Source organism: Streptomyces sp. 8K308 (genome assembly GCF_004348315.1).
Lineage (GTDB): Bacteria > Actinomycetota > Actinomycetes > Streptomycetales > Streptomycetaceae > Streptomyces.
Window position 1 is genome coordinate 12,659 of sequence record NZ_SMKC01000016.1, and the last position, 12,897, is coordinate 25,555.

Here is a 12,897-nt window from a genome sequence, read left to right on the forward strand (position 1 = left end):
AGGTTTTGCCATGCGCTTCGACTTTTCGGGCTAGACTGCGCCCATGACGCCAAGCACCGACGGTCTGCGGGAGCGGAAGAAGCGCCAGACCCGCCAGCGCATCCACCAGGCGGCCACCGAGCTGTTCGTGGCCCGTGGCTTCGACGAGGTCACGATCGCCGAGGTCGCGGAGGCCGCCGAGGTGTCCGTGAACACGCTGTACAACTACATCGAGGCCAAGGAGGACCTCGTCCTGCCGCGCGACCAGGAGTTCGCCCAGCGCCTCGCCGACTTCGTCATGGAGCGCGCACCAGGCGAGTCGGCCGCGCGGGCCGTGCTCGGCCGGCTCCGCGACGAGGTGCACCGGCGCGACCCGAGCCTGGGCCTCACCGAGGGCTTCGCCCGCGTCTACGCGATGATGCGGGCCGCCCCGACCCTGACCGCCCGTCTCGAACAGCTGGGGCAGCGGATGACCGCCGCGCTCGCCGTGGTGCTGGCGGAGGAGACCGGCGCCGCGCCCGACGCCCCGCTCCCCCGCGTGGTCGCCACCCAGCTGGGCTCGTTGCACGCCCTCGTCTACTCCGAGATCGGCCGGCTGATCAGCGCCGGGCAGCACCCGGACGCGATCGCCGAGGCCGTGCTCGCGCTGCTCGACGCCGCCGAGGAGATCCTCGGCGAGCCGATCCTCACCTACGCCACCCGAGACACCCGAGAGGAGTGACCGTGTTCCGCGTCACCGTCCGCGGCGCCTTCGAGGGCCTGAGCGACGCCGACCGCGCCCGGCTCGCCACCGAGCCCGGCCTGCTGGGGCCCGCCTACACCGAGCACGGCGCCTTCACCTGCGACCGGACGATGACCGCGTTCTCGTTCCGCTGCCAGGTGCCGGCCGAGGACGAGCGCGACGGCGAGGCCGATGCCACGGCCCGCGCCATCGCCGCCCTGGAGGCGCACGGCTTCCCGCACCGGATCCTGCGCGTCGCGGTCACCGACCTGCGAGCCGTCAGGATCCGCCGCCGGAGCCGGCGGGAGGTCAGGCGGGGCTGAGCGGCTCAGCCGGCACCTCGCCGTCCGCGGCGCCCCGGCGCCGCAGCGCCCCGCCAAGACGGCCGAGGGCCGCGCCGACCTGCCAGGCGTTGGCGACCGTCGTCCCGGTCAGCCGGTCCGCCAGCGACCGCCGCGAACCCACCAGCGCCAGCAGCACGTTGAGGGCGAAGACCGCCACGGCGACGACCCAGCACAGCACCGAGAGCCCGAACGCGCCACCGACCAGCAGGCAGCAGGCGAGCGCGTACCAGCCGACGTCGACCATCGTGAGCACCGCGGCGCGGGCCGCCCAGCGACCACGCCCCGGTCGGCCCGCCCCCTCGTGCCGCCGCTGGACACGCAGGTTGGTCAACGCCTGCCCGAGCGTGCGACCCATGAGCGCGAGCGAGGCGAAGTGGTAGAGGAAGGTGAAGGCCACCAGCGCGGCGAACGCCTGCCAGACGGCGTTCACCGCCGAGCGCCACACCGACTCCCCGGCGTCCTGGCCCGCCCCCACCAGGTCGCCGTCGGAGGTGATGACCTCCCAGGCGGTCGTGCCCGCCAGACTGGTCACGTCGGTCAGCTGGGCGCTGATCCGGTTGAACGTCAGCCAGCCGAGCAGGGTGGCGACCCCGACGACGGCGGCGAAATCCAGCAGCCAGGCGCACGACCTGCGGGTGCGCGGCGGACGTGGGTGCATCGGTCCTCCCCCAAGGTGAGCTCCACAGTCTAGGGACGCGCGTGGGCACCCGCCCGCGTTTCGCCGACATCCGCCCATCGGGTGAACCGGCCCTGCGGCGCCGACCGTCGGGCGCTCCGCCGGGACACGACGGACGGTGACCACCGTCGTCCAGCCCGAAGGGACCCCCCGCGTGACCGTCACCGCGCCAGCGACCACGGCACCCGCGCGTACGGCGTGCCGCACGCCTACGCGCTCGCCCAGGCCAGCGGTTGAAGGGGGTGCCGCTCAGGAAGGGCGCGGGCGCGCCCGGCAGGCCGATCTCGAGCAACGGCTCGCCGGCGAGGGTGAACTGTCGCACCGTGTGGTCGCCGCTGTCGGTGAGGAGGATCGTGCCGTCGGGCCCCGGGCTGGCGCCGTGCGGCCTGTCGAAGAGTCCCGCGCCCCAGGTGGTGACGAGTGAGCCGTCGCGTTCGAGTACCACGACGGGGCGCGGTCCGCGGTTGAAGAGGTAGACCCGGTCGCGGTCGTCGACGGTGATGCCCGCGACCTCGCCGAGCACGACGTCGTCCGGCAGCCGCGCCCAGGACTCCTGGGGAACGAACCGGTACTCACCCTGTCCCACGGTGATCGTCATCGGTCTCGCCCTTCTCCCCCTGCCTGCTGATCGCACACGGGCCGGGGTTGCGAAACCAATTCTGGATGCTTAGAGTCCAGGATATGCGGATGAGCGAGGGCGTCGAGTGGGCGCTGCACAGCTGCCTGAACCTGGCCTGGGCGGAGCCGGGCGAGGCGATGACGGCGAAGCGGCTCGCGGCGTTCTACGAGCTTCCGCCCGCATATCTGAACAAGCAGCTCCAGGCGTTGGCCAGGGCCGGGATCGTCACGTCGACGCCCGGGCCGCGCGGCGGCTTCCGGCTGGCGCGGGAGCTGGAGCGGATCACGCTGTTGGACGTGGTGACGGCGATCGAGGGGCCGGGCGAGGCGTTCCGGTGCGAGCAGGTGCTGCGCAGGGGGCCCGACGGGCGGGAGGACGTCGACTACCGGTTGTCGTGCGCCGTCTCGCAGGCCATGCGGCGGGCCGAGCTGGCCTGGCGCAGGGAGCTGGCCGGCCAGACGCTGGCCGACATCAGGGCGACGGTCGAGCGGCGCCATCCGCGAACCCCCCAGCGGACCCGCGACTGGTTCGCGAGCCGCCGGGGGTAGGGCCCACCACCGCGGCGAGCCCGTCTCGCCGCGCGGGTGAAATCTGGACATCTAACACCCAGGAAATCCAGAAAACGAGCAAGAGAGAACCAGAGGAGAGCGGGAGCATGCAGGCACGGATGAGCATCAGGAAGCCGGCGGCACAGGGGATGCGGGCGATGATGGCGCTCGAGGCGTACGTCTCCGCCAGCCCGTTGCCGTACGCCGTCAAGGAGTTGGTGAAGCTGCGGGTCAGCCAGATCAACGGCTGCGGCTTCTGCGTGGACATGCACGCCAGGGACGCCAAGAAGGGCGGCGAGACCGATGAGCGCCTCTTCGCCGTCGCGGCCTGGCGGGAGGCGCCGTACTTCACCGACGCCGAGCGGGCCGCCCTGGCCCTCGCCGAGGCGGCGACCCGCATCGCCGACAACGCGGCGGGCGTGCCCACCGAGGTGTGGGACGAGGCGGCCAGGCACTACGACGAGGAGCAGCTGGCCGGGCTGGTCATGGCCATCGCGGCCATCAACGCCTGGAACCGGATCAACGTCACCCTCCGGCAGCCGGCCGGGGCCACGATGTAGCACGGCGGCTCAGGAGACGCCGGCGCCGGTCCGCGCCCCACGGCGTGGGGCACGGACCGGTCGGCCTGCCGCGGCGGCCCGGTGGGGGCTACGCGCCGACCACGCCGCCGTCGGTGCGGGTGATGACGACGGTGGCGGACCGGGGACGGCCCTCGGGGTCGAAGTCCGGCCAGTTGCTGACCACGCGGGGGTTCTCCGGGGTCGGCTCGCCATAGGCGGCGGTGGCCTCGCCGGGGTGCTGGACGTTGACGAAGAGGGTCTTCTGGTCGGGCGTGAAGGCCACGCCGGTGATCTCGGCGCCGCGCGGGCCGACGAGGAAGCGGCGGATCTCCCCGGTGTCGGGGTCGGCGACCAGCAGCTGGTTGTTGCCGATGTTGTCGTATCCCCTGGAGGCCAGGTTCTGCGAGGAGTTGGAGACGTCGGTGAGGATCCAGAGACGGCCGTCGTCGTCGAACGCGAGGCCGTCGGGGGAGCCGAAGATGTTGGTCTCGTCGAGTTCGACGGACGAGTCGTAGGCGGGGTCGCCGGCGAGTACGAAGATGTCCCACTCGAAGGTGGTGGCGGTGTTGTCGCCCCGCCTCTCGGTCCACCGGACGATGTGGCCGTATGGGTTGGGCTTGCGCGGGCTGACCGCGCTGTTCCAGCCGCTGCCGTTGGTCAGCGTGCAGTAGACGTCCTGGTTGCGGGGGTTGACCGCGATCCACTCGGGACGGTCCATCTTGGTGGCGCCGACCGCGTCGGCGGCCTCGCGGGTGCGCAACAGCACGTCGGCCTGGTCGGCCCAGCCGTTGGCGCGGGTCAGCGGGCCGCGGCCGTGGACCAGGGGCAGCCACTCGCCGGTGCCGTCGTCCTCGAAGCGGGCGACGTAGAGGGTGCCGTGGTCGAGCGGGCTGCGGCCGAGGGCGCGCTGCACGCGCCAGCTGCCGTCGCCGACGAACTTGTAGATGTAGTCGCCGTCCTGGTCGTCACCGGTGTAGGCGACGACGCGGCCGCGGGACTCGGTGACCGTGCAGCCCTCGTGCTTGATACGGCCGAGCGCGGTGCGCTTGACCGGCTTGGCGTCCGGCTTCATCGGGTCGATCTCGACGACCCAGCCGAAGCGGTTGATCTCGTTGGGGTTGGCGGCCAGGTCGAAGCGGGAGTCGGCCTCGTGCCAGCGGTAGCCGCCGCCGGTCCTGGAGACGCCGTAGCGCGCCTGGCTGGTGGTCGGCCGCCAGTCGGCGTCCTCGGTGCCGAAGTAGTTGTTCCAGTTCTCCTCGCACGTGAGGTACGTGCCCCAGGGGGTGTGGCCGTTGGAGCAGTTGTTGAGCGTGCCGGCCGGGGAGTCGGCGGCGCGCAGGCTGGGGTGCGAGGCGCGGACGGGGCCGGAGAAGTCAACGGAGGTGTCGCCGGTGACGCGGCGGGCGCGGCGCGACTCGGCGACCCGCCAGATACCGTCGCGCCGCTCGATCTCGACGACGCTGACGCCGTGCGCGGCCAGCGCCTTGTCGACCTTCTCCGAGGTCATCTCGTCGTCGCCGTCGGTGAACAGGAGCTGCTGGTCGACGTACTCGTGGTTGACCACGAGCATGCCGCGCCGGCTGCCCTCGCGTCCGCCGCCGAGCGGGAAGAAGTGCATGCCGTCGTGGTTCATGCCGACCTGCTTGGCCTGGTCGGCGGCGGAGTTGGAGGCGTCCTTGCGCCAGCGCGGGCCGCTGGGGCGGATGGGGGTGCCCCAGGGGATCAGGACCTGGGTCTGGTAGCCCTCCGGGACGGTGAGCGTGTCGTCGCTGTGGGTCGGTACGGGGTCGAAGCCGAGCAGCGGGCGACGGCCGCCCCGGGAGGCGGGGGCCTGCGCGGGCTCGGCGGCGACCGCGGTCGAGCCGCCGAGTTGGGTGGCGACCAGGAAGCCGGCGGCGGCGGCCGTTCCGCCCTTCAGGGCCGCGCGGCGGGACATCCGCTTCTCGACGACCTCTCCGAAGGTGCGGTTGCCGGAGGGGTTGGAGCTCACCTCGTCCGGGTCGACCTCGGGAAAGACCGGGCGTTGTGCTGACATCGCGAGTCCTCACGTCCTGATGCGTTTCTCACGCGTCTGATGCGTCTTGGGGGGTCGGTGACGCGAGGCTAGGGGCGGCCGGTGGCATCGAAAAGCCCTGAAGGTGAACACAAGACCACCGTCATACATACGGCCTATTCACCGCAATGGTGAACTCCGCTGTTTGTATGACGGTGGTCGAGCCGCCCGCGTGTCGGGCCGGCCGGGGTCAGTGCTCGCGGCGGCCGTCAACCCGGCGCGGCAGCCCGAGCGGGTTGTCGTCGCGCAGCTCGGGCGGCAGCAGGGCGGGCGGGGCGCTCTGGTAGGTGACCGGGCGCAGCCAGCGCTCGATGGCGGTGGCGCCGACCGAGGTGGAGGTGGAGGTGGTGGCCGGGTAGGGGCCGCCGTGGTGCTGGGCCGGGGTGACGGCCACGCCGGTGGGCCAGCCGTTGACCAGGATCCGGCCGGCGATCGGGGTGAGCTCGGTGAGCAGCCGGCCGCCCTGACCGCCCTCGCCCGCGCCCTCCGCCTCGCCGATGTGGAGGGTGGCGGTGAGGTTGCCTGGAAGGCGGGAGAGCACGGCGGTGACCTGGTCGGCGTCGGCGTAGCGGACGATGACCGTCACCGGGCCGAAGCACTCCTCGAGCAGCAGGTCGTGCGGTCCGTCGGCGGCGAGCCTGGCGGCGTCCACCGTGAGGAAGCCGGCGGCCACGGTGTTGGCCTCGCCCGGGCCCGCGGCGACCGGGGCCTCGACCCCGTCGAGCGCGGCGCGCTCGCGGACGCCCCCCAGGAACGCCTCCCGCATGCGGCCGTCGAGCAGCACGCCGGGGGCGGCCTCGCCGACCTTCTTGGTGAGGGCGGCGAGCAGCTCGTCACCGGCGCCGCCGGCGGGCGCGAAGACGAGGCCCGGCTTGGTGCAGAACTGGCCGACGCCCATGGTCATGGAGCCAGCGAGGCCACCGCCGATGTCGCCGGCGCGCTCGCCGGCCGCCGCCTCGGTGACGACCACCGGGTTGAGGCTGCCGAGCTCGCCGTAGAACGGGATGGGCGTGGGGCGGGCGGCGGCGGCGTCGAACAGCGCCCGGCCGCCGCGGATGGAGCCGGTGAAGCCGGCGGCGCTGACCAGCGGGTGCTTGATCAGCTCGACCCCGGCCTCGAAGCCGTGCACGACGGTGAGCACGTCCTCCGGCAGGCCGACCTGGGCCGCCGCGCGGCGCAGCGCGGCGCCGGCGAGCTCGGAGGTCGCGGGGTGGTCGGGGTGCGCCTTGACGACGACCGGGCAGCCGGCGGCCAGCGCGCTCGCGGTGTCGCCGCCGGGGACGGAGAAGGCGAGCGGGAAGTTGGAGGCCGAGTAGACGGCGGCGACGCCCAGCGGGATCTTGTAGCGGCGCAGGTCGGGGCGGGGCGGGGTGAGCGAGCCGTCGGCGTGGTCGATGATCACGTCCAGGTAGCCGCCGTCCGCGACCTCGTCCGCGAAGGCGCGCAACTGGCCGGTGGTGCGGGCGAGTTCGCCGGCGAGGCGGGCCGTGCCCAGGGCGGTCTCGGCGTCGGCGGCGGCGATGATCGCCTCGCCGTCGGCCTCCAGTTGGTCGGCTGCGGCGCGCAGCAGCGCGATCCGGGTGTCGCGGTCGGCGAGCGCGGCTCTGGTGGCGTGGGCGGCCCGGACGGCGGCGTCGACCTCCGCCGCGGTCGCCTCGGTCGCCACCTGCTCACGCTGCTTTCCGGTTCGCGGGTCCACGCTCCACACTGGTACTGCCACCGGAATCGCTCCTCCTGCCGGGCACATGCTAGTGTTCGAGATTCTGAACATCGTCCCTGTATGTGAATATCCTTGGGGACTCTATAGCGGCTCGAACAAGGGGGTCAAGGTCGGTGTCAGCGAGTGAGACGGCGGGGGCGCCCCAGGTCAAGTCGGCCGTGCGCACGGTGGAACTGCTCGAGTTCTTCGCCGGACGCCCGGGCATGCACTCCCTGGCGGACGTGCAGGCGGCGGTCGGGTACCCCAAGTCCAGCCTGTACATGCTGCTGCGCACCCTGGTCGACCTCGGCTGGATCGAGACGGACGCCACCGGCACCCGCTACGGGATCGGGGTGCGCGCGCTGCTCGTCGGCACCTCGTACATCGACGGCGACGAGGTGGTGGCGGCGGCCCGCCCGACGCTCGACCGGCTCTCCGACGACACCACCGAAACCATCCACCTGGCCAGGCTGGACGGCACCAGCGTCGTCTACCTCGCCACCCGCGCCTCCGAGCACTACCTCCGCCCCTTCACCCGGGTCGGCCGCCGGCTGCCGGCGCACTCCACCTCGCTCGGCAAGGCGCTGCTGGCCACGCACACCGACGAACAGGTGCGCAAGCTGCTGCCCGAGACGCTCGAGCGGCTGACCGAGCACACCATCACCGACCGGGAGCGGCTGATCGAGGAGCTGCACGAGGTGCGGGAGCGCGGCTACGCGGTGGACCGCGAGGAGAACACGCTTGGCCTGAGCTGCTTCGGCGTCGCCATCCCCTACCGGACCCCGGCCAGGGACGCGGTCAGCTGCTCGGTGCCCGTGGCCAGGCTGACCCCGGCACACGAACAGCTGGTCAAGGAGGCCCTGTCCGACGCGCGCGACCGGCTGGCGATGGCGACCCGGCATCTGTGAGCGGGGACGCATAGCCGGCCGGCCGCACGGGGTCAGCTGACGCCGAAGAGCTGCCTGACCGGGTCGATCGCGAAGTAGACGGCGAAGAGCGCGGCCGTGATCCACACCAGCCAGTTGACCTCGCGGACGCGGCCGGTGACCACCTTCATCAGCACGTAGGCGATGAAGCCGGCGCCGATGCCGTTGGTGATGGAGTAGGTGAACGGCATCACGACGATGGTGACGAAGGCCGGGATGGCCAGCGTGTGGTCGGCCCAGTTGATGGCGCCGACCTGCAGCATCATCAGGAAGCCGACCGCCACCAGCGCGGGGGCCGCGGCCTGCGAGGGGACGACGGCGGCCAGCGGCGAGAAGAACAGCGCCAGCGCGAACAGGCCGCCGGTCACCAGGTTGGCGAAGCCGGTGCGCGCGCCCTCGCCGACGCCGGCGGCCGACTCGATGTAGGAGGTGTTGGAGGACGCGGACGCGGCGCCGCCGGCCGCGGCGGCCAGGCCGTCCACGAACAGCATGCGGCCGAGCCGCGGCACCCGGCCGCGCTCGTCGAGCAGCCCGGCCTCGCCACTGACGGCGACGGCGGTGCCCATGGTGTCGAAGAAGTCGGTCAGGAAGAGCGTGAAGACCAGCAGCACCACGGTGATGAGGCTGATCTCGCCGAACGCGCCGAACAGGCTGAACTGGCCGAGCAGGCCGAAGTCGGGGCTGGCGACGATGTCGTCGGGAAAACTGGGCACCGACAGGCCCCAGGCGGCCTCGTCGATGTCGGCGACGGCGTTGATGATCATGGCCAGCACGGTGGTGGCCAGGATGCTGATCAGGATGGCGCCCTTGGTCCTGCGGGCCAGCAGCGCGAGGGTCAGCAGCACGCCGAAGCAGAAGACGAGGGCCGGCCAGCCCGCGAGCTCGCCGCCGGCGCCGAGGGAGAGCGGCGGGGCCCCTTCGTGGCCGGTGACGAAGCCGGCGTCGACGAAGCCGATCAGCGCGATGAACAGGCCGATGCCGACGCCGATGGCCTGCTTGAGCGCCATGGGGATGGCGTTCATCACGGACTCGCGGAAGCCGGTCGCGGAGAGCAGGCACAGGATGATGCCCTCGAGCACCACCAGGCCCATGGCCTCCGACCAGGTCATCCGGGGCGCGATCTGGAAGGCGACCATGGCGTTGATGCCGAGGCCGGCGGCGAGCGCGAGGGGGAGGTTGGCGGTGATGCCCATCAGAACGGTCATCACGGCGGCGACCAGCGCGGTGACCGTGACCAGCTGGGGGAAGGAGAGCTGGTCGCCGTTGATGTCGGTCGCGCCGCCCAGGATGATCGGGTTCAGCACCAGGATGTAGGCCATGGTGAAGAACGTGGCGAAGCCGCCGCGTATCTCCCGGCCGATGGTGGAGCCCCGCTCGGTGATCTGGAAGTACGAGTCCAGGCGGGAGAGCGGCGGTGGCGACATCGTTGAATCCTAAACGACTGACGGGTGGGGACTGAGGGATTGTGCCCGCTCAGTGAGGTTCGTGGGTTTTCCACGTGTAACACGATGCCGCACCGTTACCGAATCGCCGCCCAGCGGGCGCCCCGCGGTCGTCAGAGCTTGGTCAGCGCCTCCCTGACCGCCGCCAGGTCGTCGTCGCTGGCCAGGCCCGCGTGGTAAAGCCGCAGCTCGGTGGCGCCGAGCGCGGCGGCGTGCGCCGCGTCGCCGGCCAGCGCCTGGGGCCGTCCGCCCATGCCGGCGACCACCTGGAAGTTCGCGGCCAGCGTAGCGTCGGGACCAAGGTGCGGGACGAAGGGCCCGAGCGTCGCCGACCGCGCCGCGTCGTCGCCGGTGGCCGGCACCACGACGCCGTCGGCGTGCGCGAGCACGTCGGCCGGGTCGACGCCCACGTTGGCCCCCAGCCGGTACCAGTCGGGCTCGGCGTGCAGCAACACCCGGAAGCCGGCGGGCGCCGCGGCCCGCACGGCGGCGACGGTCTCGCGCTGGAAGGCGCGGGCGACCGTGGTGCGCCAGCTGGCGGCCGCGGCCGCCAGCTCCTCGCCGATCAGCTCGACGACGGCCGCCCACTCGGCGTCCCTGGCCGGCGGCTCGGGGCGGTCCCGACCGGTCCAGAAAGGCACCAGGGCGCGCGCCACGGCCTGCCGCAGCTCCATGGGGTCGGCGCCGTGCTCGGCGTAGCCGTCGCGGCAGACCCCGCAGAAGCAGAGCGACATCAGCTGGCCGCCGACCGGGCCGAGCGCGGCGCCGCCGATCTTGTCGTGGGCGTGCAGGTGGTCGAGCCCGTACCAGCCGCAGGACTCCAGCTCGGTGCCGGCGGCGCCGGGGCGCACGGCGGCCTCGGCGGCCAGGGTGGCGGCGTACTCGCGGACCTCGGGCCGAGCGACGCAGAGCGCCCACGGGTAGCGGTCGCCGTGCGCGCTGACCACGGTGGACCCGGGGTGTTCGGCGCCGAGCCGGCCGTTGTGGGCCAGGATCACCCAGCTGTGCGTTTCGACGCCGGCCGCCGCGAGCCGCTCGGCCGCCTCGCCGAAGGCGTCCTCGAAGGGCACCCAGTCCTGGCGGTGCGGGCGCAGCCGCCGGCCGGCCCACCGGGCCTCGTCCGGGGGGTAGTAGACGGCGGAGTGCCGGGCCGTCACGATCCGGTGGCCGGGGTGGCGCGGGGTCAGGGCGCGGGTGGAGTGGTAGGCCGAGGCGAGCGTGACCTGGGCGACGCCGATTTCGGCGATCCGGTCGGCGGCCCGCGGGTCGGCCGCGACGTCCCAGGGGTAGAGGAAGGCTCCGGCGCGCATCAGGGGGTCACCTCGTCGTCGATCAGCTTCAGTCCGGTGTCTATCAGGGCGGCGAGCTCGGCGACGTGCGCCGGCTCCGGCTCGGCGAGCGGGGCGCGCACCTCGCCGACGTCGAGTCCGCGCAGCCGGACGCCGGCCTTCACGAGCGAGACGGCGTAGCCGCTGCCCCGGTCGCGCAGCTCGACCAGCGGGCGGTAGAAGCCGTCGAGCAGGCGGCGGACGGTGGTGTGGTCATCCCGGCCGAGCGCGGCGTGGAAGGCGAGGGCGATCTCGGGGACGAAGCAGAAGACGGCCGACGAGTAGAGGGTGACGCCGAGCCCACGGTAGGCGGGGCCGGTGAGTTCGGCGGTCGGCAGGCCGTTGAAGTAGCGGAAATCGGGACGTTCGGGGTGGGCGGTGCGGACGGCTGAGATGACGCGCTGGAGCAGGTCGAGGTCGCCGATGCCGTCCTTGAGGCCGATGATCCGCGGATCGCCGGCGAGCCGGGCGACGGTCTCCGGGGTGAGGACGGCGTTGTCCCGCTGGTAGACGACGAGCGGGAGGCGGGTGGCGGCGGCGAGCTCGGTGTAGTGGCGCGACAGGCCGCGCTGGCCGGCCTTCACCAGGTAGGGCGGCAGGACCAGCAGGCCGTCGGCGCCGGCGGCCTCCGCGCGGCGGGCGAAGTCGGCGGCGATGGCGGTGCCGTAACCCACCCCGGCGATCACCGGGACGGCGCCCGCGGCGACTTCGACGGCGGTGGCGACGCAGCGCTGGTACTCATCGGGGGTGAGCGCGTGGAACTCCCCCGTGCCGCAGGCGGCGAACACGGCGCCGGGGCCGGCGTCGAGACCGGCGCGCAGGTGCGCGCGGTAGGCGTCGAGGTTGAGCGCTCCCGCCGCGTCGAAGGGGGTCACGGGGAAGAAGAGCAGCCCGTCGAGGCGGGCCGCCAGCCCGGCATCCGTCATGCGATTCTCCCTGCGAGTCTCTGCGCGAGCCTTCCCGCCGGTGCACGTTTGTGACGGGTGTCCACATAGCTGAACGAACAGGCTAGATGAGCGGCAATGAGCAGGTCAAGATGTCGTTGACGAGGGCGGAGCCACCCCCTAGGTTGTCCCCATATATGAACGATAACAATCGGGACGGAGCTGACGATGGTCGCGGCCGAGCACGCTGAACGCACCGTTCTCCTCACCGGCGCCGCGGGGGGCGTCGGCACGCTGATGCGTGAGCTGCTGCCGCGGTTCGGTTACCGGCTGCGGAGCCTCGACCTGGTGCCGGTGCCCGGTGCCCCCGACGCGATCGTCGCCGACCTCGGCGACCGGGAGGCCCTGCGGGAGGCGGTGCGCGGCGTCGACGCGGTGCTCCATCTCGCCGGCATCTCCCTCGAGTCGACCTTCGACAAGATCCTCCGGGCCAACATCGAGGGCACGTACAACCTTTACGAGGCGGCCCGCGAGGAGGGCGTGCGGCGGGTGGTGTTCGCCTCGAGCAACCACGCCGTCGGCTTCACCCCCTGGCCGGCGCCCGGCGAACCGCCGGTGCCGGTCGACACCCCGCGCCGGCCCGACACCTTCTACGGGCTCTCCAAGTGCTTCGGCGAGGACCTGGCCCAGCTCTACTGGGACAGGCACGGCCTCGAGACGGTCTCGGTCCGCATCGGCTCCTGCTTCCCCGAGCCGACCTCGGTCCGGATGCTCTCGGTCTGGCTCAGTCCGGCCGACGGCGCGCGCCTCTTCGACGCGGCGCTGAGCGCCCCCGGCGTGGGCCACACCGTGGTCTACGGTTCTTCGGCCAACACCCGCTCGGTGTGGGACCTCTCGACGGCCAGGGCCATCGGCTACGAACCGCGCGACGACTCCGAGCGGTTCGCCGAGAAGCTGCTCGCCGAGCACGGCGAACTCGACCTCACCCGCCCCGAACAGGCGCGCCTGGGCGGCCACTTCGTGACCGAGCCCCCCATCTGGCCCCACTGAGGCGCCTGACCGCGCCGGAGGCGCGGTCAGGGCCGGCGCGGCCGGTCGGTCGCGGCGTGGCGTGGCGA

12 protein-coding genes are annotated in these 12,897 nt (G+C 72.8%); 6 read left to right on the forward strand and 6 right to left on the reverse strand.

Annotated elements, in window-relative coordinates; all coding sequences use genetic code 11:
- Window positions 1–43: 43 nt before the first annotated feature.
- Window positions 44–700 carry a TetR/AcrR family transcriptional regulator gene (locus E1265_RS04485; RefSeq protein ID WP_132928890.1) on the forward strand — a complete coding sequence of 219 codons (657 nt, stop codon included), beginning with the start codon at window positions 44–46 and terminating at the stop codon, window positions 698–700.
- A gap of 2 nt (window positions 701–702) precedes the next feature.
- Entirely contained in the window at window positions 703–1,023 is a 321-nt protein-coding gene (locus tag E1265_RS04490; protein ID WP_132928891.1) for a DUF6204 family protein, read from the forward strand.
- Here the strand turns inward: E1265_RS04490 and E1265_RS04495 are convergent.
- Window positions 1,010–1,702: an RDD family protein gene (locus tag E1265_RS04495; RefSeq protein WP_132928892.1), complete on the reverse strand. Its 693-nt coding sequence runs from the start codon at window positions 1,700–1,702 to the stop codon at window positions 1,010–1,012. The two genes, E1265_RS04490 and E1265_RS04495, sit on opposite strands and share 14 nt — an antisense overlap.
- Before the next feature lie 699 nt (window positions 1,703–2,401).
- Between E1265_RS04495 and E1265_RS04500 the strand changes: the two genes are divergently transcribed.
- Both E1265_RS04500 and E1265_RS04505 read left to right on the forward strand, forming a co-directional pair.
- Entirely contained in the window at window positions 2,402–2,887 is a 486-nt protein-coding gene (locus E1265_RS04500; protein ID WP_243740529.1) for an Rrf2 family transcriptional regulator, read from the forward strand.
- A gap of 107 nt (window positions 2,888–2,994) precedes the next feature.
- Complete coding sequence (locus E1265_RS04505) at window positions 2,995–3,447, forward strand: carboxymuconolactone decarboxylase family protein (RefSeq protein ID WP_132928894.1); 453 nt, start codon at window positions 2,995–2,997, stop codon at window positions 3,445–3,447.
- An 88-nt stretch (window positions 3,448–3,535) separates the two neighbouring features.
- Here E1265_RS04505 and E1265_RS04510 read toward each other — a convergent pair whose 3' ends face one another.
- On the reverse strand, window positions 3,536–5,482 hold the full coding sequence (locus E1265_RS04510) for a PhoX family phosphatase (RefSeq protein ID WP_132928895.1): 1,947 nt from the start codon (window positions 5,480–5,482) through the stop codon (window positions 3,536–3,538).
- A gap of 208 nt (window positions 5,483–5,690) precedes the next feature.
- Window positions 5,691–7,247, reverse strand: coding sequence for an aldehyde dehydrogenase (NADP(+)) (locus E1265_RS04515; protein ID WP_132928920.1), 1,557 nt, complete (start codon window positions 7,245–7,247; stop codon window positions 5,691–5,693).
- 86 nt (window positions 7,248–7,333) lie between these two features.
- Here E1265_RS04515 and E1265_RS04520 point away from each other — a divergent pair, with 86 nt between their 5' ends.
- On the forward strand, window positions 7,334–8,107 hold the full coding sequence (locus E1265_RS04520) for an IclR family transcriptional regulator (RefSeq protein ID WP_132928896.1): 774 nt from the start codon (window positions 7,334–7,336) through the stop codon (window positions 8,105–8,107).
- 32 nt (window positions 8,108–8,139) lie between these two features.
- Here E1265_RS04520 and E1265_RS04525 read toward each other — a convergent pair whose 3' ends face one another.
- The 3 genes from E1265_RS04525 to E1265_RS04535 all read right to left on the reverse strand — a co-directional run bounded on the left by E1265_RS04525 (window position 8,140) and on the right by E1265_RS04535 (window position 11,821).
- Complete coding sequence (locus E1265_RS04525) at window positions 8,140–9,549, reverse strand: NCS2 family permease (RefSeq protein ID WP_132928897.1); 1,410 nt, start codon at window positions 9,547–9,549, stop codon at window positions 8,140–8,142.
- 131 nt (window positions 9,550–9,680) lie between these two features.
- A complete protein-coding gene (locus E1265_RS04530) occupies window positions 9,681–10,877 on the reverse strand; it encodes a hypothetical protein (RefSeq protein ID WP_132928898.1) in 1,197 nt (398 codons plus the stop codon).
- Entirely contained in the window at window positions 10,877–11,821 is a 945-nt protein-coding gene (locus E1265_RS04535; protein ID WP_132928899.1) for a 5-dehydro-4-deoxyglucarate dehydratase, read from the reverse strand. Before E1265_RS04535 ends, E1265_RS04530 begins: the two co-directional genes overlap by 1 nt.
- A gap of 186 nt (window positions 11,822–12,007) precedes the next feature.
- Between E1265_RS04535 and E1265_RS04540 the strand changes: the two genes are divergently transcribed.
- On the forward strand, window positions 12,008–12,829 hold the full coding sequence (locus E1265_RS04540; RefSeq protein ID WP_132928900.1) for an NAD(P)-dependent oxidoreductase: 822 nt from the start codon (window positions 12,008–12,010) through the stop codon (window positions 12,827–12,829).
- Window positions 12,830–12,897 lie beyond the last annotated feature (68 nt).

Excerpts from the sequence above, each read along its gene's own strand:
- E1265_RS04485 (WP_132928890.1), top strand. The coding sequence starts at position 44 with ATGACGCCAAGCACCGACGGTCTGCGGGAGCGGAAGAAGCGCCAGACC.
- E1265_RS04495 (WP_132928892.1), bottom strand. The coding sequence starts at position 1,702 with ATGCACCCACGTCCGCCGCGCACCCGCAGGTCGTGCGCCTGGCTGCTG.
- E1265_RS04500 (WP_243740529.1), top strand. The coding sequence starts at position 2,402 with ATGCGGATGAGCGAGGGCGTCGAGTGGGCGCTGCACAGCTGCCTGAAC.
- E1265_RS04505 (WP_132928894.1), top strand. The coding sequence starts at position 2,995 with ATGCAGGCACGGATGAGCATCAGGAAGCCGGCGGCACAGGGGATGCGG.
- E1265_RS04510 (WP_132928895.1), bottom strand. The coding sequence starts at position 5,482 with ATGTCAGCACAACGCCCGGTCTTTCCCGAGGTCGACCCGGACGAGGTG.
- E1265_RS04515 (WP_132928920.1), bottom strand. The coding sequence starts at position 7,247 with ATGTGCCCGGCAGGAGGAGCGATTCCGGTGGCAGTACCAGTGTGGAGC.
- E1265_RS04525 (WP_132928897.1), bottom strand. The coding sequence starts at position 9,549 with ATGTCGCCACCGCCGCTCTCCCGCCTGGACTCGTACTTCCAGATCACC.
- E1265_RS04530 (WP_132928898.1), bottom strand. The coding sequence starts at position 10,877 with ATGCGCGCCGGAGCCTTCCTCTACCCCTGGGACGTCGCGGCCGACCCG.
- E1265_RS04535 (WP_132928899.1), bottom strand. The coding sequence starts at position 11,821 with ATGACGGATGCCGGGCTGGCGGCCCGCCTCGACGGGCTGCTCTTCTTC.
- E1265_RS04540 (WP_132928900.1), top strand. The coding sequence starts at position 12,008 with ATGGTCGCGGCCGAGCACGCTGAACGCACCGTTCTCCTCACCGGCGCC.